This window comes from Rubrivivax sp. JA1026 (assembly GCF_011065555.1).
GTDB lineage: Bacteria > Pseudomonadota > Gammaproteobacteria > Burkholderiales > Burkholderiaceae_C > Rubrivivax > Rubrivivax benzoatilyticus.
Genome location: NZ_JAALCQ010000003.1, coordinates 70436 through 94438 on the forward strand (window position 1 = coordinate 70436; position 24003 = coordinate 94438).

Sequence of the window (24003 nt, forward strand, 5' to 3'; positions counted from 1 at the left end):
GGCTTACTCCTGGCCGGGCGCGCGCTCGGCGCCCTGCTCCGGAGCCGGCGCCTCAGCGGCCGGCGCGTCGGCGACCGGAGCCGCCTCGGCACGCGGCTCGCGCGGTTCACGCGGCTCGCGGGGTTCACGCTCGCGGCGCGGACCACGATCGCCGCGATCGCCACGGTCACCCCGCTCGCTGCGCTCGCGGCGCGGACGCTCTTCCTCGACGTAGCCTTCCGGCTTGTCGAGCAGCGCCTTCATGCTGAGCTTGATGCGGCCCTTCTCGTCGGTCTCGAGCACCTTGACCTTGATGACCTGGCCTTCTTCGAGGAAGTCGGTGACCTTCTCGACACGCTGGTGGGCGATCTGGCTGATGTGCAGCAGGCCGTCCTTGCCCGGCAGGATGTTGACCAGGGCGCCGAAGTCCAGGATCTTGGTGATCGGGCCTTCGTAGACCTTGCCGATCTCGGCCTCGGCCGTGATCTCCTCGATGCGCTTCTGCGCGAAGGCGGCCTTGTCGGCGTCGGTGCTGGCGATCGTGATCGTGCCGTCTTCGCCGATGTCGATCGTGCAGCCGGTCTCGTCGGTCAGCGCCCGGATCGTCGCGCCACCCTTGCCGATGACGTCGCGGATCTTCTCCGGGTTGATCTTCATCGTGTACAGGCGCGGGGCGAACTGGCTCACCTCGGCCTTGGCGCCGCCGACGGCCTCGACCATCTTGCCCAGGATGTGCAGACGCGCTTCCTTGGCCTGCGCCAGGGCGACCTGCATGATCTCCTTGGTGATGCCCTGGATCTTGATGTCCATCTGCAGCGCCGTGATGCCGCTGGCGGTGCCGGCCACCTTGAAGTCCATGTCGCCGAGGTGATCCTCGTCACCGAGGATGTCGGTCAGCACGGCAAAGCGGTTGCCTTCCTTGATCAGGCCCATCGCGATGCCGGCGACGTGCGCCTTCAGCGGCACGCCGGCGTCCAGCAGCGACAGGCAGCCGCCGCAGACCGAGGCCATCGACGACGAACCGTTGGACTCGGTGATCTCCGAGACCACGCGCATCGTGTACGGGAACTCGTCCTTGTTCGGCAGCACGGCGACCAGCGCCCGCTTGGCCAGGCGGCCGTGGCCGATCTCGCGGCGCTTGGGGCTGCCCACGCGGCCCGTCTCGCCGGTGGCGAACGGGGGCATGTTGTAGTGCAGCATGAAGCGGTCCTCGAACTCGCCGGCCAGCGCGTCGATGCGCTGCGCGTCGCGTTCGGTGCCCAGCGTCGCGGCGACCAGGGCCTGCGTCTCGCCGCGCGTGAACAGCGCCGAGCCGTGGGTGCGCGGCAGCACGCTGGAGCGGATCTCGATCGGGCGCACGGTGCGCGTGTCGCGGCCGTCGATGCGCGGCTCGCCGGCCAGGATCTGGCCGCGCACGATGCGCGCCTCGATCTCGAACAGCAGGTTGTCGACGGCGACCGGGTCGAAGGCGACGCCCTCTTCCTTCAGCGCGGCCTGCACGCTGGCGCCGACGGCACGCGTGGCCTGGGTGCGGGCCTGCTTGCTGCGGATCTGGTAGGCGGCGCGCAGCGGCTCCTCGGCCAACGCGGTGACCTTGGCGATGAAGGCCTCGTCCTTGGCCGGCGGCTGCCAGTCCCAGGCCGGCTTGCCGGCTTCACGCACCAGCTCGTTGATCGCGGCGATCGCGATCTTGCCCTGGTCGTGGCCGAAGACGACGGCGCCGAGCATCACTTCCTCGGACAGGCCGGTGGCCTCGGACTCGACCATCAGCACGGCGGCTTCGGTGCCGGCGACGACGAGGTCCATCTGGCTGTCGACCAGCTGGGCGGCGCTCGGGTTGAGCACGTACTCGCCGTTGACGTAGCCGACGCGCGCGGCGCCGATCGGGCCATTGAACGGGATGCCGCTGATCGACAGCGCGGCGCTGGTCGCGATCATCGCCGGGATGTCGGCCTGGACCTCGGGGTTCAGGCTCAGCACGTGGATGACGACCTGGACCTCGTTGTAGAAGCCTTCGGGGAACAGCGGACGGATCGGGCGGTCGATCAGGCGCGAGGTCAGCGTCTCGAGTTCGCTCGGACGGCCTTCACGCTTGAAGAAGCTGCCGGGGATCTTGCCGGCGGCGTAGGTCTTCTCGATGTAGTCGACGGTCAGCGGGAAGAAGTCCTGGCCGGCCTTGGCGTCGGACTTGGCGACCACGGTGGCCAGCACGACGGTGTCGTCGACGCTGACGACGACGGCGCCGGTGGACTGGCGGGCGATCTCGCCCGTTTCCATCGTGACCTGGTGCGAGCCCCATTGGAAGCTCTTCGTGACCTTGTTGAACATGCTCATGGGCATTGCCTTTCGGTGTTGGGCCGGCGCGATGCCATTCCAGTGAAACCCTGTTCGAGGCGTCGTTGGAATGACACGGCTGCGTCCGTGCCCGGTTGGAGAAACCTGGGAAGACGGGGCCGCCGCGGCGCGGCGCCCCCGATCCGATTCTTACTTGCGAAGGCCCAGCTTGGCGATCAGCGCGGTGTAGCGATCGGGCGCACGGTCCTTCAGGTAGGCCAGCAGGCGCTTGCGCTGGTTGACCATCTTCAGCAGGCCGCGGCGGCCGTGGTGGTCCTTCAGGTGCTGCTTGAAGTGCGGGGTCAGCTCGTTGATGCGAGCGGTCAGCAGCGCGACCTGGACTTCGGGGGAGCCGGTGTCGTTGGCGCCACGGGCGTTGGCCGCGACGATCTCGGCCTTCTTCGCGATATCGAGGGACATGGGCGTTTCCTCTTGACGAGTGGAGACCGCCCAGGCCGTTGGCGCTGGCTGCGGTTTCCGTGTTGCGGACTTGCGGATCACCAGTGAAACCGACCGGTGCCGTGCGTGGATCCCGCCGGCCGAAACCAGCGGAACACGCGATTATAGACGGATCGCGGCCGCCAGCCGTTCCAGACCCGCATCCAGCCGTGCCGGGTCCTTGGACGCGAAGCACCAGCGCAACCAGCCCTCGCCTTCCGGGCCGAAGGCCGCGCCCGGCGCCAGACCCAGGCCGTGGTCGCGCACCAGCGCCTTGGCGAAGGCCAGCGAGTCGTCGCGGCCCTCGACGCGGAAGAAGGCGTACATGCCACCCGGCGGCGAAGCCACCGTGACGCCGGGCAGCGCCTGCAGCCCGGCGACCAGCCGGTCGCGGCAGCCGCGCAGGCGCCCGACGAGCCCGGGCACGAAGCTCTCGGCGATGCCCAGCGCCGCCAGGCCGCCGCGCTGCACGAAGACCGGCGCGCAGGAGCTGTTGAACTCCAGCAGCTTGCCGATGCCGTCGTGGTGGCCGGCCGGCAGCACCAGCCAGCCCAGGCGCCAGCCGGTCATCAGGAAGCTCTTGCTGAAGCTGTGCACGACGACCAGCCGGTCGCCGTCACCGGCGATGTCCAGGAAGCTCGGCGCCGCCTGGGCGCCGCCGTCGAAAACCAGGCGCTCGTAGACCTCGTCGGCGACGATCCAGGTGCCCGTCCTGCGGCAGTGCTCCAGGATCGCCTGCTGCTCGGCGCGTGTCAGCGTCCAGCCGGTCGGGTTGTTCGGCGCGTTGACCAGCAGCACGCGGCTGCGCTCGGTGACACGCGCCAGCAGCTCGTCCAGGTCCAGCGCCCAGCGCCCGCCCTGCGGCCGCAGCGGCACGCGGGTGACGGTGGCGCCCAGGATCTCCGGCTGCGCCGTCAGGTTGGGCCAGACCGGCACGACGGCGACGACCTCGTCGCCGGCACCGACCAGCAGCTGCATCGCCAGCATCAGCGCGTTGACGCCCGAGGACGTGACGGCGATGCGGCCGGCGTCGACCGGGCCGTGCAGCGCGCTGGCGTAGGCGGCGATCGCCTCGCGCAGCTCGGGCAGGCCGAGGTTGTGCGAATAGAAGGTCTCGCCGGCTTCGAGCGAGCGTGCCGCGGCCCGCCGCACCGGTTCGGGCGTGACCTCGTCGCTTTCGCCGAACCAGAAGGCGAGCACATCGTCGCGGCCGAGGCCGGCGTTGGCGACTTCGCGGATCTTGGAAGCCGGCAGGGTCTGGATGGTGTCGCGCATCGGGGTCTCGGCGTCAGCGGGGGCGGTTCATGCGGCAGGTGCTGGGCTGGGCGACAGCTGCGGCGTCCAGGCGGCGCAGCGTCCTGAAGCCGTAGCCCGAGCCTTCGACGTCGTGCGGCACGTCGCGCGTGCCGGCGCGTTCCATCACGCTGACGACCAGCGGCTGCTGCAGTTGGTGGTCCTCGGCGCGCATCGTCGCGCGGTGCAGGCCGCCGAGCGTGGCGCCGTCGTAGCTCAGGCCTTCGAGCGCACGCGCCACCGCGGCGGCCTCGGTGCCGCGTGCACGTTCGATCGCCGCGGCCAGCATCTCGACCAGCACCTGCATGCGCGCGTGCACGTAGTCCTCGCGCGGGTCCGGGAAACGTTTGCGGAACGCGGCGTAGAAGGCCTCGGCCGGCGCGCCCCCGACGTTGGGGTGCCACTCGGCCACCGCCAGCACCGAACCGATGCCGGCGTCGCCCACCGCGGCCGGCGCGCCGAGCGCGTTGCCGTAGAAGGTGTAGAGCTTGGCGTCGCTGCCGACCTCGCGCAGCGCGCGCACCAGCAGCGTCAGGTCGTTGCCCCAGTTGCCGGTCAGCACCGCCTGGGCGCCGCTGGTCTTGATCTTCGTGGCGTAGGGGATGAAGTCCTTCACCCGGCCCATCGGGTGCAGCTCGTCGCCGACGATCTCGATGTCGGGGCGCTTGGCGGCGATCATCTCGCGCGCCTTGCGGTTGACGTGCTGGCCGAAGCTGTAGTCCTGGCCGATCAGGTAGACCTTCTTCACGGCGCGGTCGCCCTGCAGCACGTCGGTCAGTGCCGCCAGCCGCATGTCGGCGTGGGCGTCGAAGCGGAAGTGCCAGAAGCTGCAGCGTTCGTTGGTCAGCGCCGGGTCGACGGCCGAGTAGTTGAGGAAGATCGCGCGCCGGTCGGGCTCGCGCGCGTTGTGCTTGTCCAGCGCGTCGATCAGCGCCGCCGCGGTGGCCGAGCTGTTGCCCTGCAGCACGAAGGCAATGCGCTGGTCCAGCGCCGCGCGCAGCAGCGACAGCGCCTCCTCGGTCGAACCCTTGCTGTCCAGGCGCACCAGCTCCAGCGGCCGCGCGCCGCCGGGCAGGCGCACGCCGCCCCGTGCGTTGACACGTTCGACGGCCCACTGGATGTTGCGTGCGACGGCGTCACCGGCGTTGGCGAAAGCGCCCGAGAGGCCCTCGATCAGCGCGATCTTGATCGGCGCGGCCTGGGGTTGCGCGTGCAGCGGGGCGGCCAGGCCGGCGGCGGCGAGCGCGAGCCAGGCGCGGCGCGTCAGGGAGGAGGGGTTCATCGCGGAGACGTTCGGCTGGCGGCGGGCGCGGCGCGCCCGCCCGGAGACCGTCGCGCGCGGGCGGCGCGCCGGGGCGGAAGCGGGATTCTAGGAGGCCGCTGCCGAGACCTCGTCCAGCGGCCAGCGCGGCCGCACGTCGAAGGCGCCGTCGGTGCTGCCCTGAGCCAGACCGCGCTCCAGCCGCATCGCCGCGGCCATCGCGATCATCGCGCCGTTGTCGGTGCACAGCGCCAGCGGCGGGTAGAAGACACGCGCGCCGAGCTTCTTCGCGCCGGCGTCCAGCGTCTCGCGCAGCCGGCGGTTGGCGCCGACGCCGCCGGCGACGACGAGGCGCTTCGTGCCGCTGGCCTTCAGCGCGCGCAGCGCCTTGGCCGACAGCACGTCGACGATCGCCGCCTGCGTCGACGCCGCCAGATCGGCACGCGACTGCTCGCAGACGTTAGGGCCCAGCTTGCGCTGCTGCGTCATCACCGCGGTCTTGAGGCCGGCGAACGAGAAGTCGAGGTCGCCGCTGTGCAGCAGCGGCCGCGGCAGCGCGAAAGCCGTGGCGTCACCGAACTCGGCCAGCCGCGACAGCGCCGGCCCGCCGGGGTAGCCCAGACCGAGCAGCTTGGCGCTCTTGTCGAAGGCTTCGCCGGCGGCATCGTCGATGGTCTCGCCGAGCAGCTCGTACGAGCCGACGGCGTCGACGCGCATCAGCTGCGTGTGGCCACCCGACACGAGCAGCGCGACGAAGGGGAACTCGGGCGCCGGGTCGGCGAGGAAAGGCGACAGCAGATGCCCTTCGAGATGGTGCACGCCGAAGGTCGGCCGGCCGAGCGCGGCGCCGAGCGCGACGGCGACGCCGGCGCCGACCAGCAGCGCGCCGGCCAGCCCCGGGCCGCGCGTGTAGGCGACGAGGTCGACCTCGGCCAGCGTGCGCCCCGATTCGGCGAGCACCTGGCGCGCCAGCGGCAGCACGCGGCGGATGTGGTCACGCGAGGCCAGTTCGGGCACGACGCCGCCGTATTCGGCGTGCATCTCGGCCTGGCTGTGCAGCGCTTCGCCGAGCAGGCGCGGCGCGGCGCCGGGCCGGGTCTCGACCAGCGCGACGCCGGTCTCGTCGCAGGAAGACTCGAATCCGAGAACGATCATGGCGGGCAGTGTCGAGGCGCTGGTGCGCGCCTCCCGATGTGCTGGCACGGTGCTTGCGAGAGAGAAAGCGACACCTCCGTCGGGTGTCTGTCTATCTCCTCAGCAGGGCAACAGGCCCTTTATACCCACCTCTCCGGCTCCCGCCGGGGAGGTTTTTTTTCGTTTGGCGGCAAGACCCTGGCACCGACGCGGGGCGCGGTGCTCCGGCTCAGTGCTTCTCGCGCGCGTGGTTGATCGAGTAGCGCGGGATCTCGACCGTCACGTCCTGGTTCGACAGGATGGCCTGGCAGCTCAGCCGCGAGGTCGGCTGCAGCCCCCAGGCGCGGTCGAGCAGGTCTTCCTCGGTCTCGTCGAGTTCGCCCAGCGACGCGAAGCCCTCCTTCACGACGACGTGGCAGGTGGTGCAGGCGCAGCTCATCTCGCAGGCGTGCTCGATCTCGACGCCGTTGTCCAGCAGCGCCTCGCAGATCGAGGTGCCGGCCGGCGCCTCGACGGTCTTGCCCTCGGGGCAGTACTCGGGGTGGGGAAGGATTCGGATGACAGGCATGGTTCAGACGTCCTCGACACGGCGGCCGGACAGCGCCTGCCGGATGCCTTGGTTCATGCGCGCTGCGGCGAAGGCTTCGGTGCCGTCGGCCAGCGCCTTGACGGCAGCTTCGATCGCCGCGGCGTCGCTGCCGGCGGCGATCGCCAGCGTGTCGGCGATCAGCGTGTCGATCTCGGCACGCTCCTCGGGCGACAGCAGCGCGCCGTCGGCGTCCAGCGCGGCGCGCGTGGCCAGCACCATGCGCTCGGCCTCGACCTGGGCCTCGCGCAGCGCGCGTGCGGCCATGTCGTCGGCGGCGTGCGTGAAACCTTCCTGCAGCATGCGGGCGATCTGGCCGTCGTCCAGGCCGTAGCTGGGCTTGACGACGACGCTGGCCTCGACGCCCGAGCCCTGCTCGCGCGCCGAGACGCTGAGCAGGCCGTCGGCGTCGACCTGGAAGGTGACGCGGATGCGCGCCGCGCCGGCGGCCATCGGCGGGATGCCACGCAGCTCGAAACGCGCCAGCGAGCGGCACTCGGAGACGAGGTCGCGCTCGCCCTGGACGACGTGGATCGCCATCGCCGTCTGGCCGTCCTTGAAGGTCGTGAAGTCCTGCGCCTTGGCCACCGGGATCGTCGTGTTGCGCTCGACGATGCGCTCGACCAGGCCGCCCATCGTCTCCAGCCCCAGCGACAGCGCGATCACGTCGAGCAGCAGCAGCTCGCCGTCGCCGGCATTGCCGGCCAGCGCGTTGGCCTGCACCGCCGCGCCCAGCGCGACGACCTCGTCGGGGTTCAGGTTGGTCAGCACCTCGCGGCCGAAGAGTTCGCCGACCGCGGTGCGCACCAGCGGCATGCGCGTCGCGCCGCCGACCATCACCACGCCCTGCACCTCCTCGCGCGTGACGCGGGCGTCGCGCAGCACCTTGCGCACCAGCGCCAAGGTGCGCTCGACCAGCGGCCGCGCCAGCGTCTCGAGCTGCCCGCGCGTCAGTTCGACGGCGTGTTCGGCGCCGCCGATGGTGGCGCGCCAGGTGGCGCTCTCGGCGGCGCTCAGCGCCTCCTTGGCGGCGCGCGCGGCGACCAGCGCGGCGCGTTTGTCCTGCGGCGACACCGCCGCGACACCGGCCTGCGCCAGCGCCCAGTCGGCCAGCGCGTGGTCGACGTCGTCGCCGCCCAGCGCCGCGTCGCCGCCGGTGGCGACGACCTCGAAGACGCCGCGGTTCAGGCGCAGCAGCGACAGGTCGAAGGTGCCGCCGCCCAGGTCGTAGACGGCGTACAGGCCTTCGCTGCCCTGGTCCAGGCCGTAGGCGACGGCGGCCGCGGTCGGCTCGCTGATCAGGCGCAGCACGTTCAAGCCGGCGAGTTGCGCCGCAGCCTTGGTCGCCTGGCGCTGGGCGTCGTCGAAATAGGCCGGCACGGTGATGACGGCGCCGAAGATCTCGTCGTCGAACGAGTCCTCGGCACGCTGGCGCAGCGCCGCCAGGATCTCGGCCGAGACCTCGACCGGCGTCTTCTCGCCGTCACGCGTGGCGATGGCCACCATGCCCGGCGTGTCGACGAAGCGGTACGGCAGCTTGCCCGCCGTGCCCTGCAGGTCGGCCAGGCGGCGGCCCATCAGGCGCTTGGCCGAGACGACGGTGTTCTCGGGGTCCTCGGCGGCCGCGGCCAGCGCGTCCCAGCCGATGCGGCGACCGCCGCCGTCCAGGTAACGCACCGCCGACGGCAGCAGCACGCGGCCCTGCTCGTCGGGCAGGCACTCGGGCACGCCGTGGCGCAGCGAGGCGACGAGCGAATGCGTCGTGCCCAGGTCGATGCCGACGGCGATGCGCCGCTGGTGCGGGTCGGGCGTCGCGCCCGGTTCGGATATCTGCAGCAGCGCCATCGGCTCTTCAGCGGGTCGGGTCCAGGGCGTCGAGACGGCGCTCGATGTCCTGGCGGAAACGGTTCACGAACATCAGCGCACGCACGTCGGCGGCAGCCGCGGCGGCATCGTCCTCGGTGTCGAGACGGCGCTCGACGTCGGCCAGCAGCGCCCGTTCGGCGGCGGCGACCTCGGCGTCCAGCGCCTCGACGGCGGCCAGGTCGGCGGCTTCTTCCAGCGCTTCGCGCCACTGCATCTGCTGCATCAGGAACGAGGTCGGCATCGCCGTGTTGCGTTCGGCGTCGACGGCGGCGCCACGCAGCTCGCAGAGGTAGGCGGCGCGCGCCAGCGGGTCCTTCAGGCGCTGGTAGGCCTCGTTGACACGCACCGCCCACTGCATCGCCACGCGCTGCGCGGCGGCGCCCTGGGCGGCAAAGCGGTCGGGGTGCACCTCGCCCTGCAGCCGGCGCCAGGCGGCGTCGAGCGCGGCGCGGTCGACGCCATGGCGGCGCGGCAGGCCCAGCAGCGTGAAATCGTCGTCGTCGAGCTTCATAGCGCCTTGGCGTAGAAGGCCGAGAGGCCGTTGTCGGGGTAGCCGGCGAAAGCACCGCGGCGCACGTAGCCGCAGCGCTCGTAAAGACGAATCGCCTCGTGCTGGTCGACGCCGGTCTCCAGCAGCGCCCAGCGGTAGCTCTCGGTGCGCAGCCGGTCTTCCAGCGAGTTCAGCAGCTTCTCGGCGATGCGCTGGCCGCGTTCGGCCGGCGGCACGAACATGCGCTTGATCTCGCCGTAGGGCTCGCCCGCGGTGGCGGTCTCGCCGGGCATGCGGCGGAAGGCACCGATGCCCACCAGCCGGCCGGCGCGGCGCGCGACCTGGAAATACACGTCCGGCGCCAGCAGCGCCTGCACGTCGAGGATGTGGTTGGCCTCCGGCGGGTACAGCGATGCAAGATAGGCGTCGAGCTGCTCGAGCAGCGCGGCGACCTCGGGCTGGTCGGGGCGTTCGGGGCGGATGGTCAGCATCGCGTGCAAGGCAAAGCGCGGCCACGAGGGCCGCGCCGGACTCGGGGCAACCCGGTATTGTCGGTCAGACGCGGAAGGACTCGCCGCAGCCGCAACGGTCGCGTTCGCGAGGGTTGTGGAACTTGAAGCCTTCGTTGAGGCCTTCGCGCACGAAGTCCAGCTGCGTGCCGTCCAGGTAGGGCAGGCTCTTCGGGTCGACGAGCACCTTGACGCCGTGGTCCTCGAAGACGATGTCCTCGGCGCCCACCTCGTCGGCGTACTCCAGCTTGTAGGCCAGGCCCGAGCAGCCCGTCGTCTTGACGCCCAGGCGCACGCCGACGCCCTTGCCGCGGCGGCCGAGATAACGCGTGACGTGGCGGGCCGCCGCTTCGGTCAGAGTGATCGACATGATCCCCTTACGGCTGCGTCGCCACGGCTTCGCCGTGTTTGGCCTTGTAGTCCTGGACGGCGGCCTTGATCGCATCCTCGGCGAGGATCGAGCAGTGGATCTTCACCGGCGGCAGCGCCAGTTCCTCGGCGATGTCGGTGTTCTTGATCTCCAGCGCCTGGTCCAGCGTCTTGCCCTTGACCCATTCGGTGACCAGCGAGCTCGACGCGATCGCCGAGCCGCAGCCGTAGGTCTTGAAACGCGCGTCCTCGATCAGCCCGGTGCTCGGGTCGACCTTGATCTGCAGCTTCATCACGTCGCCGCAGGCCGGGGCGCCGACCATGCCGGTGCCCACCGTCTCGTCACCCTTCTCGAAGCCGCCCACGTTGCGAGGGTTCTCGTAGTGGTCGACGACCTTGTCGCTGTAGGCCATGTGAGTTCTCCTGGTTCTATCCGTTCAGTGCGCAGACCACTGGATCGTGCTCAGGTCGACGCCGTCCTTGTACATGTCCCAGAGGGGCGACAGCTCGCGCAGCTTGGCGACGCGGTCCTTGAGCGTCGCCACCGCGTAGTCGATCTCCGCTTCGGTCGTGAAGCGGCCGATCGTCATGCGCAGGCTGGAGTGCGCCAGCTCGTCGCTGCGGCCCAGCGCACGCAGCACGTAGCTGGGCTCCAGGCTGGCCGAGGTGCAGGCCGAGCCCGAGGACACCGCGATGCCCTTGATGCCCATGATCAGCGACTCGCCCTCGACGAAGTTGAAGCTGGCGTTGACGTTGTGCGGCACGCGCCGCTCGAGGTCGCCGTTGATGAAGACCTGCTCGATGTCGGCGATGCCGTCGAGCAGGCGCTTCTGCAGCATGCGGATGCGCTCGCTCTCGGTGCCCATCTCGGCCTCGGCGATCGCGAAGGCCTCGCCCATGCCGACGATCTGGTGCGTGGGCAGCGTGCCCGAGCGCATGCCGCGCTCGTGGCCGCCGCCGTGCATCTGCGCTTCCAGCCGCACGCGCGGCTTGCGGCGCACGTACAGCGCGCCGATGCCCTTCGGGCCGTAGCTCTTGTGCGAGGCCAGGCTCATCAGGTCGACCGGCAGCGTGCCGAGGTCGATCGCCACCTTGCCGGTGGCCTGCGCGGCGTCGACGTGGAAGATGATGCCGCGCTCGCGGCAGAGGCGGCCGATCTCCGGGATGTCCTGGATCACGCCGATCTCGTTGTTCACGAACATCACCGACACGAGGATCGTGTCCGGACGCAGCGCCGCCTTGAAGCGCTCCAGGTCGAGCAGGCCATCCTCCTGGACGTCGAGGTAGGTGACCTCGAAACCCTGGCGCTCCAGCTCGCGCATCGTGTCGAGCACCGCCTTGTGCTCGGTCTTCACGGTGATCAGGTGCTTGCCGCGCGAGGCGTAGAAGTGCGCCGCGCCCTTGATCGCGAGGTTGTTGCTCTCGGTGGCACCCGAGGTCCAGACGATCTCGCGCGGATCGGCCTTGATCAGCGAAGCGACCTGCGCACGCGCCTTCTCGACCGCCTCTTCCGCTTCCCAGCCCCAGGCATGACTGCGAGACGCCGGGTTGCCGAAGTGCTCGCGCAGCCACGGGATCATCACGTCGACGACGCGCGGGTCCACCGGCGTCGTCGCGCCGTAATCCATGTAGATCGGGAAATGCGGGGTCATGTCGCTTACTTGGTGAAGGAACTGCCGAACGCGAAGACCGAGTTCGGCGCGGTGACCTTGATCGGCTTGACGACCGGCTGCGAGGAGATCGCGCGCTTGATCGGCGCTTCCTCGACCGAGACGCCCTTGGCGATCTGCTCGTCGACGAGCTTCTTCAGCGAGATCGAGTCGAGGTACTCGATCATCTTGTTGTTCAGGCTCGCCCAGAGGTCGTGCGTCATGCAGCGGCCGCCGTCGTCGCCGTGGCAGTTTTCCTTGCCGCCGCAGCCGGTGGCGTCGATCGGCTCGTCGACGGCGACGATGATGTCGGCGACGGTGATCTCGTCGGCGCCACGGCCCAGCGAATAACCGCCGCCCGGGCCGCGCGTGCTCTCGACCAGCTCATGGCGGCGCAGCTTGCCGAACAGCTGTTCCAGGTAGGACAGCGAAATCTGCTGCCGCTGGCTGATGGCCGCCAGCGCCACCGGGCCGCTGTGCGAGCGCAGCGCGAGGTCGATCATCGCGGTGACGGCGAAGCGGCCTTTGGTGGTCAGTCTCATGGATGTCTCCTTACGAAGGCGTCGGCGATCGCGGGTTTCCCCGTAGAGCGATCCCGACTAGATTGCTCAAGTATAGCTGAGACCAACCAATTTGGTCAAGCTTGGGGCGGCGCCGTCACGTGGACTGCGCACGCAGCAGGCGGGCGACGATCCCGTCGCACGCATCCTCGACCAGATCGAGAACACGTTCGAAACCCGCTGCCGACCCGTAATACGGGTCCGGCACCTCGCGCACGCCTGCATGCTGCAGTGCGTGCTCCATGAGCAACCCGAGGTCGGCGCGGGCGTCGTCGGGTGCGATCTGCCTCAGCCGGGCCAGGTTGTCCTCGTCCATCGCGAGGATCCAGTCGAAGCGCGAGAAGTCCTCGCGCTCGACCTTCCGGGCCCGCAGCCGGGCGAGATCGTAACCCCGCGCAGCCGCGTGGCGCACGGCGCGTGGATCCGGCGCCTCGCCGGCGTGATAACCGTGGGTGCCGGCCGAGTCGACTCGCAGCCGCTTCGCGAGCCCGGCGGCGTCGAGCTTGGCACGCAGCACGCCTTCGGCAGTCGGCGAACGGCAGATGTTGCCCATGCAGACCAACAGGATGCTGCTCGGCGCCGGGTTCATCGAGCGCCTCCGCGCGCGGCGTCAAGCGGAACCACGTTGACATCGTGGCCGTCGGCGCCGAAGGCCTGCTCGCGCAGCAGCGCCAGTTGGTCGCGCACCCGCGCCGCCTTCTCGAACTCAAGGTTGCGCGCGTGTTCGAGCATCTGCTTCTCCAGCGCCTTGATGCGCTTGCCCAGGTCCTTCTCGGACATCGCCTCGACCTCGGCGGCCGCCTGCGCCGACTGCAACTCGTCCTTGGCGGTCTTGTCGCTGACGACGCCGTCGATCAGGTCGCGGATCCTCTTGTTGACCGTGCGCGGCACGATGCCCATCGCCTCGTTGTGCGCGATCTGCTTGGCGCGCCGCCGCTCGGTCTCGTCGATGGCGCGGCGCATCGAGTCGGTGATCTTGTCGGCGTAGAGGATGGCCTTGCCGCGCGCGTTGCGCGCCGCGCGGCCGATGGTCTGGATCAAGCTGCGCTCGGCACGCAAAAAACCTTCCTTGTCGGCATCGAGGATCGCCACCAGGCTCACCTCGGGCAGGTCCAGGCCTTCGCGCAGCAGGTTGATGCCGACGAGCACGTCGAACAGGCCCAGGCGCAGGTCGCGCAGGATCTCCACGCGCTCGACGGTGTCGATGTCGCTGTGCAGGTAGCGCACCTTGACGCCGTTGTCCGACAGGTAGTCGGTCAGCTGCTCGGCCATGCGCTTGGTCAGCGTCGTGATCAGCACACGCTCGTTGACGTCGACCCGCTCGCGGATCTCCTGCAGCACGTCGTCGACCTGGGTCGAGGCCGGACGCACCTCGACCTCGGGGTCGACGAGGCCGGTCGGACGCACGACCTGCTCGACGACCTGGCCGGAATGCGTCTTCTCGTAGTCGGCCGGCGTCGCGGTGACGAACACCGCCTGGCGCATGCGGCGCTCGAACTCCTCGAAACGCAGCGGGCGGTTGTCCAGCGCGCTGGGCAGGCGGAAGCCGTACTCGACCAGCGTCGTCTTGCGCGCGCGGTCGCCGTTGTACATGCCGCCGAACTGGCCGATCAGCACGTGGCTCTCGTCGAGGAACATGATCGCGTCGCGCGGCAGGTAGTCGACCAGCGTCGACGGCGGCTCGCCCGGTGCGGCGCCCGACAGGTGGCGGGTGTAGTTCTCGATGCCCTTGCAGTGGCCGACCTCCTGCAGCATCTCGACGTCGAAGCGCGTGCGCTGCTCGACACGCTGGGCCTCGACGAGCTTGCCGTTCTTGACGAAGAAGTCGACACGCTCGCGCAGCTCGGCCTTGATGCCGTCGACGGCGCGCAGCACCTGCTCGCGCGGCGTCACATAGTGACTGGACGGGTAGATGACGAAACGCGGCACCTTCTGGCGCACGCGGCCGGTCAGCGGGTCCAGCAGCGCCAGCGACTCGATCTCGTCGTCGAAGAGCTCGATGCGCAGCGCCAACTCGCTGTGTTCGGCCGGGAAGACGTCGATCGTGTCGCCGCGCACGCGGAAGCTGCCGCGGCCGAAGTCGATCTCGTTGCGCGTGTACTGCATGGCCACCAGCCGGGCGATGACGTCGCGCTGGCCCATCTTGTCGCCGACACGCACGATGAGCCGCATCTGCGTGTAGTCCTCGGGCTTGCCGATGCCGTAGATCGCGCTGACGGTGGCGACGATGACGACGTCGCGGCGCTCGAGGATGCTCTTCGTCGCCGACAGCCGCATCTGCTCGATGTGCTCGTTGATCGCGCTGTCCTTCTCGATGAACAGGTCGCGCTGCGGCACGTAGGCCTCGGGCTGGTAATAGTCGTAGTAGCTGACGAAGTACTCGACGGCGTTCTTCGGGAAGAACTCGCGGAACTCGCTGTACAGCTGCGCGGCCAGCGTCTTGTTCGGCGCGAAGACGATCGCCGGCCGGCCCAGCCGGGCGATGACGTTGGCCATCGTGAAGGTCTTGCCCGAGCCGGTGACGCCCAGCAGCGTCTGGTAGCTCAGGCCGTCGTGCACGCCTTCGACGAGCTGGTTGATCGCGGTCGGCTGGTCACCGGCCGGCGGATACGGCTGGAAGAGCTGGAACGGGGAATCGGCAAACGTGACGAACTCGCCCCGGGCGGGCTCCGTCGCGACGTCGGTGTCTTCGGTCATCGGGGAAACCTGGTGGCGGACATCTAGAATTCGAGGGCAACCGCAGAGGGTAACGCAGCCGCGAACTGTCTGCCGGCCGCCCCGTCCGCCCCGCCACTCCTCAGGAATCCGCCATGTCCGCCTCCGTGTTCGCCGCCGTCCAGATGGCCCCGCGCGACCCGATCCTCGGTCTCAACGAACAGTTCGCCGCCGATCCGAACCCGGCCAAGGTGAACCTGGGCGTGGGCGTCTACTTCGACGACAACGGCAAGCTGCCGGTGCTGGCCTGCGTGGCCGCCGCCGAGAAGCAGCTGCTCGAAGCCACCAAGCCGAAGGGCTACCTGCCGATCGACGGCATCGCCGCCTACGACAAGGCCGTGCAGGGCCTGGTGTTCGGCGAAGGCAGCGAGGTGCTGCAGGCCGGCCGCGTGGCCACCGTGCAGGCGCTGGGCGGCACCGGCGGCCTGAAGGTCGGCGCCGACCTGCTGAAGAAGCTGAACCCCGCCGCCCGCGTGCTGATCAGCGACCCGAGCTGGGAAAACCACCGCGCGCTGTTCAGCAACGCCGGCTTCGAGGTCTCGACCTACCCGTACTACGACGCGGCGACACGCGGCATCCGCTTCGACGCGATGCTCGCGGCGCTGAAGGCCGCCGCGCCCGGCACCATCGTCGTGCTGCACGCCTGCTGCCACAACCCGACCGGCTGCGACCTGACGCCGGCGCAGTGGACCGAAGTCGTCGCCGCCTGCCAGGCCGCCGGCCTGGTGCCCTTCCTCGACATGGCCTACCAGGGCTTCGGCGAAGGCATCGCCGAGGACGGCGCGGTCATCGGCCAGTTCGTCGCCAGCGGCCTGCAGTTCCTCGTCTCGACCTCGTTCTCCAAGAGCTTCTCGCTCTACGGTGAACGTGTCGGCGCGCTCAGCGTCGTCTGCGCCGACCGCGACGAGACCACGCGCGTGCTGTCGCAGCTGAAGATCGTCATCCGCACCAACTACTCCAACCCGCCGACCTTCGGCGCCCAGCTCGTCGCCACCGTGCTGACGACGCCGGCGCTGCGTGCGCAGTGGGAGGAAGAGCTGGCCGGAATGCGCCTGCGCATCCGCGCGATGCGCGCCGCGCTGGTCGAGAAGCTGGCCGCCGCCGGCGTGGCGGGTGACCTGTCCTACATCACGCGCCAGAAGGGCATGTTCAGCTACTCCGGCCTGTCGGCCGAGCAGATGCAGCGCCTGCGCAGCGAATTCGGCGTCTACGGCGTCGATTCGGGCCGCATCTGCGTCGCCGCGCTGAACAGCAAGAACATCGACGCCGTCGCCACGGCGATCGCCAAGGTCGCCTGACGCCCCTCCGGCCGGTGACAACCGGCCGGAACCCAAGCGTTTTCCGCGTTTCCCCCTGCCGTCCGGCGCGGCAGGATGCTCGTTGACCGACTACTATTGCTGCACTGCACAATGCAGGCCGCGAGGACGGAGACGAGCATGCTGTATCACCTGTACGAGACGCAGCGCGCGCTGATGGCGCCGTTCGCGGAATTCGCGGCCGCCACCGCCAAGCTCTACGACCACCCGCTGTCGCCGTTCGCGCACACGCCGATGGCGCAGCGCGTGTCGGCCGGTTTCGACCTGCTGCACCGGCTGGCCAAGGAATACGAGAAGCCCGAGTTCGGCATCACCTCGGCCACCGTCGACGGCGTCGCCGTCGCGGTGCAGGAGCAGGTGGCGCTGGCCAGGCCCTTCTGCCGGCTGCTGCGCTTCAAGCGTTTCAGCGACGACCCGCACGCGCTGGCGCGCATGAAGACGCAGCCGACGGTGCTCGTCGTCGCGCCGCTGTCGGGCCACCACTCGACGCTGCTGCGCGACACCGTCACCAGCCTGCTGCACGACCACAAGGTGTTCATCACCGACTGGACCGACGCACGCATGGTGCCGGCCGACGAAGGCCCGTTCCATCTCGCCGACTACGTCGCCTACGTGCAGGACTTCATCCGCCTGATCGGCCCGAACGTGCACGTCATCTCGGTCTGCCAGCCGACCGTGCCGGTGCTGGCCGCGGTGTCGCTGCTGGCCAGCGGCGGCGAGGCGACGCCGCGCACGATGACGATGATGGGCGGCCCGATCGACGCCCGCCGCAGCCCGACCGCGGTGAACAACCTGGCGATGAACAAGAGCCACGCCTGGTTCGAGGCCAACGTCATCTACCGAGTGCCGAGCAACTACCCGGGCGCCGGACGCGCCGTCTACCCCGGCTTCCTGCAGCACTCGGGCTTCGTCGCGATGAACCCCGACCGCCACGTCAGCAGCCACTACGACTACTTCCTCGACCTCGTGCGCGGCGACGAGGACAGCGCCGACGCCCACCGCAAGTTCTACGACGAGTACAACGCCGTGCTCGACATGCCGGCCGAGTACTACCTCGACACGATCAAGACCGTGTTCCAGGACTTCGCGCTGGTCAACGGCACCTGGGACGTGCACGGGCAGCGGGTGAGGCCGCAGGACATCACGACGACGGCGCTGCTGACCGTCGAAGGCCAGCTCGACGACATCTCCGGCGCCGGCCAGACGCGTGCCGCGCACGACCTGTGCTCGGGCATCCCGCGCACGCGCCAGTTCCACTACGACGTCGAAGGCGCCGGCCACTACGGCATCTTCTCGGGCCGACGCTGGCGCGAGAAGGTCTACCCGGAGGTGCGCGGTTTCATCGCCCGCTTCGACAAGCCGGCACCGCGCGCGGCCGCCCGATAATCGGGCGGTGACCGCCGCCCTCGCCGACCGACTCGACGCCGCCCTGCCGCAGACGCAGTGCACGCGCTGCGGCTACGCCGACTGCCGCACGTACGCCGAGGCGCTGGCCGCCGGCAGCGCCACCCTCGACCGCTGCCCGCCTGGCGGCGCCGAAGGTGTCGCGCGGCTGGCCGCGCTGCTGGGCGTCGAAGCCCGCCCGCTCGACCCGGCGCACGGCGCCGAAGGCCCGCGCGGCCTGGCCGTCGTCGACGAGAGCTGGTGCATCGGCTGCACGCTGTGCCTCAAGGCCTGCCCGGTGGACTGCATCGTCGGTGCGAACAAGCGCATGCACACCGTCATCGACGCACTGTGCACCGGCTGCGGTCTGTGCCTGCCCGCCTGCCCGGTCGACTGCATCACGATGGTCGAAGCCACGCCCGGCGCCAGCGGCTGGGGCGCCTGGAGCGCCGCGCAGGCCGACGAGGCCCGCGCCCGCTACAACGCCCGGCGCACGCGGCTGGAACGTGAGAAGCGCGAGAACGACGAGCGCCTGGCCGCCAAGGCCGCGGCCAAACTCGCCGACCTGCCGAACCAGACCCGGCTCACCGATCCGGCGGCGATCGACCGCAAACGTGCCGTCATCGAAGCCGCGCTGGCGCGTGCACGCGCCCGGCGCCAGGAAGCCTGATGCACGACGACGCGATCGAGCCCTTCTTCGCGACGCTGGCCGCGGCCAACCCGTCGCCGCAGACCGAGCTCGAGTTCACCAGCGTCTTCGAGCTGCTGTGTGCGGTGCTGCTGTCGGCGCAAGCCACCGACGTCGGCGTCAACAAGGCGACGAAGCGCCTGTTCGCGCTGGCACCGACACCGCAGCGTTTGCTGGATCTGGGGCTGGACCAGGTCACCGAGTCGATCCGAACGATCGGCCTGTTCCGCACCAAGGCGAAGAACCTGATCCAGACCTGCCGCATCCTCGTCGAGCAGCACGGCGGCGAGGTGCCGCGCTCGCGCGAGGCGCTGGAGGCGCTGCCCGGCGTCGGCCGCAAGACAGCCAACGTCGTGCTCAACGTCGCCTTCGGCGAGCCGACGATGGCGGTGGACACGCACATCTTCCGCGTCGCCAACCGCACCGGGCTGGCGCCGGGCAAGACCCCGCTGGCCGTCGAACTGAAGCTGCTGGAACGCGTGCCGCCGAGGTACGCCGTCGACGCGCACCACTGGCTGATCCTGCACGGCCGCTACGTCTGCCAGGCGCGGCGGCCGCAGTGCGAACGCTGCGCGGTGCGCCGCTGGTGCGACAGCGCTGCTTCTACAATGCCCGCGGAGGGATAGGCGTCGAAGATGGGCAACCTGCAGGATCTGAGCGAGCGCGTCGACCGTCTCGTGTTGCGGCACGAGGAACTCAAGCGCTCCAACGCGCTGCTCGAGGCCCGGCTGGCCGCGGTGACCGCCGAGCGCGACAGCCTCGTGTCGCGGCTGGCCGCGGCACGCGCGCGCATCGACGCGCTGATCGAGCGCCTGCCGGCCACGCCGCCGGCGGCACCTGCAGCGCCGGCGCCCGGAGAAGGCGCATGAAGCAGGTCGAAGTCACGATCCTCGGCCAGGGTTACATCCTCGGCTGTCCCGAAGGCGGCGAGGCGCTGCTCGCCGCCGCCGTCGCCGCGGTCGACCGCGAGATGAGCGCGATCCGCGACGCCGGCAAGGTCAAGGCGCGCGAACGCATCGCCGTGCTCGCGGCCCTCAACCTGGCCTACCAGATCGCCGAACGCGGCAACGCAGCGGCGCCCGCCCCGGCTCCGGCACCCGCGCCGCAACCGGAAGCCGCCACGGCGACGTCCGCGGCCGACACCGAGGCGATCGACGCCCTGGTGCGCCGCCTCGACGCGGCACTGGGTGAAGACGGGCATCTTCTGTAGCCCTTTTCGCCTTCGGGCCGCGAGTCGGCCGACTAGAATGGCAGCGTCCGTCGCGCGTGCGCGGGTCTAGATTTCCTCGATCCGATGGTCTTTGACCATGGGCTTGGAACATCGCCTCGCTGGTGTGAACGTCTCGCGTCAGATGAGCCCGAAGCTTGGCTGACCTCGCCCACCTGAACGTTCCCCATGGGTTCTTCAGGAATGCGACCCCCGAGCGCGCGGCGGACACCCTTCCCGATTTTCCCGATCTCCCCGCGACGGTCCCTCGCATGGCGCGCCACTGGCTGATGAAGAGCGAGCCCGACGAGGTCTCGATCGACGACCTCGCCGCCGCGCCCGGCCGGCACCTGCCCTGGACCGGCGTGCGCAACTACCAGGCGCGCAACTTCATGCGCGACGCGATGCGCCCGGGCGACGACGTGCTCTTCTATCACTCGTCCTGCGCCGAACCGGGCATCGCCGGGCTGGCGCGCGTGAGCGGCCCCGCGGTGCCCGACGAGACCCAGTTCGACCCGGCGAGCCCGTATCACGACCCGAAGAGCACGCGCGACCAACCACGCTGGCTGCAGGTCGAGGTCGAACTGGTGCGCAAGACGCGGCTCTTGAGCCTGCGCGAGATGCGCCAGGCGCCCGAACTGGCGACGATGCGCGTGCTGCAGCCGGGCAACCGGCTGTCGATCACCGAGGTCGACGACGCCGAATGGGCCGCCGTGCTGGCCCGGCTCGAACGCTGACGCCGGCGTGGACTTCGGCGTCCTGCTCGTCGCCGAGCTGATCGCGCTCGGCATCGCCACCGGCTTCGTCGCCGGGCTGCTGGGTGTCGGCGGTGGCATGACGATGGTGCCCTTCCTGACCGCCATCCTGTCGCACCGCGGCGTCGAGGCTGGCCTGGCGGTGAAGATGGCGATCGCGACCTCGATGGCGACCATCGTCTTCACCTCGCTGTCGAGCATGCGCGCCCACCACCGCCACGGCGCGGTGCGCTGGGACTACGTGCGCGGCATCGCGCCGGGCATCGTGCTCGGCGGCCTGGTCTCGGGCGCCGGCGTCTTCGCGCTGGCCAAGGGCCGCGGGCTGGCGCTGTTCTTCGCCGTCTTCATCGGTTTCTCGGCGCTGCAGATGCTGCGCGGCAAGCAGCCGCGGCCGACGCGCACGATGCCCGGCGCGGCGGGTCAGGCAGCGGTCGGCTCGGGCATCGGGCTGGTGTCCGGGCTGCTGGGCGCCGGCGGCGGCTTTCTGTCGGTGCCGTTCATGAGCTGGTGCAACGTGCCGCTGCGCCAGGCGATCGCGACCAGCGCCGCGCTCGGTTTCCCGATCGCGCTGGCCAACGTCGCCGGCTACCTGATCGCCGGGCGCGACCTGCCGCCGGCGCTGCCCGGCGCCTTCGGCTACCTGTATCTGCCGGCGCTGGCGATCGTCTCGGTGGCCAGCGTGACGCTGGCGCCGCTGGGCGCACGCGCGGCGCAGCGCATGGACCAGCGCCGGCTGCGGCGCATCTTCGCGCTGATGCTGTTCGCGCTCGCGGCGTACATGGCCACGCGGGCCTTCGCCTGAGGCCGCGCGCTCAGCGCGGCTCGAACGGGATCGCCGCCAGCGTGACGTGGTTGCCGCCGCGGCGGCGCGCCTCGGCGATGGCGGTCTCGCAGGCCGACAGCAGCTCGTCGCGGCTGTGCGCGGTGTGCGGGAAGCTGGCCACCCCCATCGACACGGTGAAGGACATCTCGCGGCCGTCGAGCACGACGATCTGCGCCGCGCACTGGCGGCGGATGCCTTCCATGCGCGAGTGCGCGGTCGCCAGGCCGACGCCCGACAGCAGCACCGCGAAGCGGCGGTCGTCGAGCCGGCAGGAGGCGTCCATCGCCCGCGTGCCGCTGCGCAGCAGCCGGCCCAGGGCCTCGAGGATGCGCTTGTGCGCGGCCTCGCCGAGCGCACGCACCGGGTCGGACAGCGGATCGAGCTCGATGAAGACGATCGAGAACTCGCGGTGCTCGCGCGTGGACAGGTCGACCTCGCGGCGCAGCTGGTCCTCGAAATGGGCGCGGGTGTACAGGCCCGAGGCCGGGTCGCGCAGCGCCTGGTCGGCGAGTTCGCGGCGCAGCGACTCGTTGGCCTTCTGCAGCTGCTCGATCTGCGCCAGCGCGGTGGCCAGCTGCGCCTGCTGCTGATGCAGCGGCGCCAGGTCGATCCACAGGCTGGCGATGCGCCGCTGGCCGTCGCGCTCGTCGACGACACGCAGCACCGAGAAGTCGTGGCGGCGGCCGTCGCGCTCGATGCGGTGCTCGCTGCTGAACGGCGCGCCATGCATCAGGGCCGACTGGTCGGCGGCACGCAAGGCGCCGACGACCGGCGCGTCGAACAGTTCGGCGTCGGTGTGGCCGATCACCGCCTGGGCTTCGCGACCGAGGAAGCGCAGCAGCGCGTCGTTGGCGTACTCGTATCGGCCGCTCGCCGCATCCTTGATGCCGGCCAGCGCACCCTCGCGCTGCATCCAGGCGTCCAGCAGCAAGGCCAGCGCCGCGGGCACGCGGGCGTCGGCAAGGCCGGCATCGATCACATCGGACATGGGCAAATGGAGGTTGGACGGTGATTGCAGGTCGCAGACACAAAAAGCGCGCGACAAGCAAAGCACCAATTCTGGCGCAAGCGGACCCCTAGCTTGAGCGTCGGCCCCCCCGGACAGGGCAGTCAGGCCGACACCCCCTGGCACCGGAGCGAGGTGCCCCCGTGTCGGGCCGGATTGCCGCGGCGTTCCGGCGGGTCCCCAATCCGCTCGATGACGCCCGGGTTCCGCGCCGAAATCGGTCCGGAACTTGCGAAACCGACTTAGGGAGACACCAGACCATGGGCATCGCGGGCTATCTGAAGGAGATCGGACGTGGCGCTGCCGGCGCGCGTTCGCTGTCGGCCGACGCCGCCGAGGCGCTGATGGGCGCGGTGCTGGACGGCGAGGCGTCCGACCTGGAGATCGGCGCCTTCGCGCTGGCGATGCGCATGAAGGGCGAGACGCTCGACGAGCTGGTCGGCTTCCTGGCGGCGACCCAGGCCCGGCTGACGAGCTTCCACGCCGACGGGCCGGTCGTCGTGATCCCCAGCTACAACGGCGCCAGGCGCCTGCCCAACCTGACGCCGCTGCTGGCGATGACGCTGGCCCAGGAAGGCGCGCGCGTGCTCGTGCATGGCATCGGCCACGATCCGGCGCGCGTGACGACGGCGACGATCTTCCACGACCTGGGCATGCCGGTCGCCCAGGACGAGGGCGACGTGCACGCCTTCTGGGCGCGGCACGAGCCCGCCTACGTCGCCACGGCGACGCTGAGCCCGGCGCTGCAGCGCCTGCTGGACGTGCGCTGGAGCGTCGGCCTGCGCAACAGCGGCCACACGATCGCCAAGATGCTCAACCCCTGCACCGGCGCGCGTGTGCTGCGCCTGGCGAGTTTCACGCACCCCGAGTTCGGGGCGCTGCTGGGCGCCTGGGCGCAGCGCGAGCGTGTCGACGTGATGCTGCTGCGCGGCACCGAAGGCGAGGCGGCAGCCGACCCGCGCCGGCAGCCGCGCATGGAGACCTGGATCGGCGGCCAGCTGCGCAGCGAATGGTCGCTGCCGGCGCACGAGGGCGTGGTGACCGAGCTGCCGGTGCTGCCGCGCGAGATCGACGCCGCGACCACCGCGCTGTACATCCAGTCGGTGCTCAGCGGCGAGAAGCCGGCCCCGGCGCCGCTGGCCCGGCAGGTGGCCTGCATCCTCGGCGCGCTCGACGAGCTGCAGGAGCCGCGCCTCGCGCGCGAGGCCGCCGGCGCTTGAGGCCCGCGTCATCACCAGCTTGGCAAGCGCCGCCAGAACAGGCTAGAATCGCGCGCTTTGCTGGCAAACACCTAGCGTGTCGATCTCGGTTCGCCTGGGTCAGCCCAGAACCGCCGAGACACCGAGCGCACACACCACACGGGATCCCTGCTTACATGACCACCATCCGCGTCAAAGAGAACGAGCCGTTCGACGTTGCCCTGCGCCGCTTCAAGCGCACCATCGAAAAGATCGGTCTGCTGACCGAACTGCGCGCGCGCGAGTTCTACGAGAAGCCCACGGCCGAGCGCAAGCGCAAGAAGGCCGCCGCGGTGAAGCGTCATTTCAAGCGCGTGCGCAGCATGCAGCTGCCGAAGAAGCTCTACTAAGACCTTCGGCCGCGCGCCACAACGAACAGCCCGCGCGGGACGCCGCAGCGGGCT

26 protein-coding genes are annotated in these 24003 nt (G+C 70.4%); 10 read left to right on the forward strand and 16 right to left on the reverse strand.

What is annotated here, in order from left to right; translation table 11 throughout:
• Positions 1 to 3: 3 nt before the first annotated feature.
• The 15 genes from pnp to uvrB form a co-directional block, all read right to left on the reverse strand.
• Positions 4 to 2313, reverse strand: a complete 2310-nt coding sequence (pnp, locus tag G5B56_RS06780) for a polyribonucleotide nucleotidyltransferase (RefSeq protein ID WP_164962728.1) — start codon at positions 2311 to 2313, stop codon at positions 4 to 6.
• Positions 2314 to 2463: 150 nt separating this feature from the next.
• The gene (gene rpsO, locus G5B56_RS06785) at positions 2464 to 2733 is read right to left on the reverse strand and encodes a 30S ribosomal protein S15 (protein ID WP_009857742.1); all 270 of its coding nucleotides are present in this window, start codon (positions 2731 to 2733) and stop codon (positions 2464 to 2466) included.
• A gap of 141 nt (positions 2734 to 2874) precedes the next feature.
• A complete protein-coding gene (locus G5B56_RS06790; RefSeq protein ID WP_164962729.1) occupies positions 2875 to 4026 on the reverse strand; it encodes a pyridoxal phosphate-dependent aminotransferase in 1152 nt (383 codons plus the stop codon).
• A 13-nt stretch (positions 4027 to 4039) separates the two neighbouring features.
• The gene (locus tag G5B56_RS06795) at positions 4040 to 5326 is read right to left on the reverse strand and encodes a branched-chain amino acid ABC transporter substrate-binding protein (RefSeq protein ID WP_164962730.1); all 1287 of its coding nucleotides are present in this window, start codon (positions 5324 to 5326) and stop codon (positions 4040 to 4042) included.
• 87 nt (positions 5327 to 5413) lie between these two features.
• Positions 5414 to 6460 (reverse strand): tRNA (adenosine(37)-N6)-threonylcarbamoyltransferase complex transferase subunit TsaD, encoded by a 1047-nt coding sequence (tsaD, locus tag G5B56_RS06800; protein WP_009857739.1) that lies wholly within the window; start codon positions 6458 to 6460, stop codon positions 5414 to 5416.
• Positions 6461 to 6668: 208 nt separating this feature from the next.
• Positions 6669 to 7007, reverse strand: coding sequence for an ISC system 2Fe-2S type ferredoxin (gene fdx / locus G5B56_RS06805; RefSeq protein WP_009857738.1), 339 nt, complete (start codon positions 7005 to 7007; stop codon positions 6669 to 6671).
• Positions 7008 to 7010: 3 nt separating this feature from the next.
• Complete coding sequence (gene hscA, locus G5B56_RS06810; protein WP_164962731.1) at positions 7011 to 8870, reverse strand: Fe-S protein assembly chaperone HscA; 1860 nt, start codon at positions 8868 to 8870, stop codon at positions 7011 to 7013.
• Positions 8871 to 8877: 7 nt separating this feature from the next.
• Positions 8878 to 9402, reverse strand: coding sequence for a Fe-S protein assembly co-chaperone HscB (gene hscB, locus G5B56_RS06815; RefSeq protein ID WP_009857736.1), 525 nt, complete (start codon positions 9400 to 9402; stop codon positions 8878 to 8880).
• Positions 9399 to 9872, reverse strand: coding sequence for a GNAT family N-acetyltransferase (locus G5B56_RS06820; RefSeq protein ID WP_009857735.1), 474 nt, complete (start codon positions 9870 to 9872; stop codon positions 9399 to 9401). Before G5B56_RS06820 ends, hscB begins: the two co-directional genes overlap by 4 nt.
• 64 nt (positions 9873 to 9936) lie before the next feature.
• Complete coding sequence (gene iscA / locus G5B56_RS06825) at positions 9937 to 10260, reverse strand: iron-sulfur cluster assembly protein IscA (RefSeq protein WP_009857734.1); 324 nt, start codon at positions 10258 to 10260, stop codon at positions 9937 to 9939.
• Between the two features lie 7 nt (positions 10261 to 10267).
• Positions 10268 to 10672: a Fe-S cluster assembly scaffold IscU gene (iscU, locus tag G5B56_RS06830; protein ID WP_164962732.1), complete on the reverse strand. Its 405-nt coding sequence runs from the start codon at positions 10670 to 10672 to the stop codon at positions 10268 to 10270.
• A 24-nt stretch (positions 10673 to 10696) separates the two neighbouring features.
• Positions 10697 to 11911 (reverse strand): IscS subfamily cysteine desulfurase, encoded by a 1215-nt coding sequence (locus G5B56_RS06835; RefSeq protein WP_009857732.1) that lies wholly within the window; start codon positions 11909 to 11911, stop codon positions 10697 to 10699.
• Positions 11912 to 11916: 5 nt separating this feature from the next.
• The gene (gene iscR / locus G5B56_RS06840) at positions 11917 to 12450 is read right to left on the reverse strand and encodes a Fe-S cluster assembly transcriptional regulator IscR (RefSeq protein ID WP_009857731.1); all 534 of its coding nucleotides are present in this window, start codon (positions 12448 to 12450) and stop codon (positions 11917 to 11919) included.
• Positions 12451 to 12565: 115 nt separating this feature from the next.
• On the reverse strand, positions 12566 to 13057 hold the full coding sequence (locus tag G5B56_RS06845; RefSeq protein WP_164962733.1) for a low molecular weight protein-tyrosine-phosphatase: 492 nt from the start codon (positions 13055 to 13057) through the stop codon (positions 12566 to 12568).
• A complete protein-coding gene (gene uvrB / locus G5B56_RS06850; RefSeq protein ID WP_164962734.1) occupies positions 13054 to 15165 on the reverse strand; it encodes an excinuclease ABC subunit UvrB in 2112 nt (703 codons plus the stop codon). The genes G5B56_RS06845 and uvrB overlap by 4 nt, the downstream gene beginning before the upstream one ends.
• 113 nt (positions 15166 to 15278) lie before the next feature.
• On the opposite strand from uvrB, the gene G5B56_RS06855 reads away from it, so the two are divergent.
• From G5B56_RS06855 to G5B56_RS06890, 8 genes are all read left to right on the forward strand, one after another.
• Positions 15279 to 16481, forward strand: a complete 1203-nt coding sequence (locus G5B56_RS06855; RefSeq protein WP_009857728.1) for an amino acid aminotransferase — start codon at positions 15279 to 15281, stop codon at positions 16479 to 16481.
• Between the two features lie 138 nt (positions 16482 to 16619).
• Complete coding sequence (locus G5B56_RS06860) at positions 16620 to 17885, forward strand: polyhydroxyalkanoate depolymerase (protein WP_009857727.1); 1266 nt, start codon at positions 16620 to 16622, stop codon at positions 17883 to 17885.
• 7 nt (positions 17886 to 17892) lie between these two features.
• A complete protein-coding gene (gene rsxB, locus G5B56_RS06865; protein WP_164962735.1) occupies positions 17893 to 18552 on the forward strand; it encodes an electron transport complex subunit RsxB in 660 nt (219 codons plus the stop codon).
• Complete coding sequence (gene nth / locus G5B56_RS06870) at positions 18552 to 19196, forward strand: endonuclease III (protein ID WP_164962736.1); 645 nt, start codon at positions 18552 to 18554, stop codon at positions 19194 to 19196. Before rsxB ends, nth begins: the two co-directional genes overlap by 1 nt.
• Before the next feature lie 9 nt (positions 19197 to 19205).
• Complete coding sequence (locus G5B56_RS06875) at positions 19206 to 19439, forward strand: hypothetical protein (RefSeq protein WP_009857724.1); 234 nt, start codon at positions 19206 to 19208, stop codon at positions 19437 to 19439.
• On the forward strand, positions 19436 to 19780 hold the full coding sequence (locus G5B56_RS06880) for a cell division protein ZapA (protein WP_009857723.1): 345 nt from the start codon (positions 19436 to 19438) through the stop codon (positions 19778 to 19780). The genes G5B56_RS06875 and G5B56_RS06880 overlap by 4 nt, the downstream gene beginning before the upstream one ends.
• Before the next feature lie 269 nt (positions 19781 to 20049).
• Complete coding sequence (locus tag G5B56_RS06885) at positions 20050 to 20514, forward strand: EVE domain-containing protein (RefSeq protein WP_009857722.1); 465 nt, start codon at positions 20050 to 20052, stop codon at positions 20512 to 20514.
• Positions 20515 to 20521: 7 nt separating this feature from the next.
• Positions 20522 to 21334, forward strand: coding sequence for a sulfite exporter TauE/SafE family protein (locus tag G5B56_RS06890; protein ID WP_009857721.1), 813 nt, complete (start codon positions 20522 to 20524; stop codon positions 21332 to 21334).
• A gap of 10 nt (positions 21335 to 21344) precedes the next feature.
• Here the strand turns inward: G5B56_RS06890 and G5B56_RS06895 are convergent, their stop codons facing one another.
• Positions 21345 to 22343 (reverse strand): sensor domain-containing diguanylate cyclase, encoded by a 999-nt coding sequence (locus G5B56_RS06895; protein WP_009857720.1) that lies wholly within the window; start codon positions 22341 to 22343, stop codon positions 21345 to 21347.
• A gap of 278 nt (positions 22344 to 22621) precedes the next feature.
• On the opposite strand from G5B56_RS06895, the gene ybiB reads away from it, so the two are divergent.
• Positions 22622 to 23581, forward strand: coding sequence for a DNA-binding protein YbiB (ybiB, locus tag G5B56_RS06900; RefSeq protein ID WP_164962737.1), 960 nt, complete (start codon positions 22622 to 22624; stop codon positions 23579 to 23581).
• 155 nt (positions 23582 to 23736) lie between these two features.
• Positions 23737 to 23949, forward strand: a complete 213-nt coding sequence (gene rpsU, locus G5B56_RS06905) for a 30S ribosomal protein S21 (protein WP_009857718.1) — start codon at positions 23737 to 23739, stop codon at positions 23947 to 23949.
• The last annotated feature ends 54 nt before the right edge of the window (positions 23950 to 24003 follow it).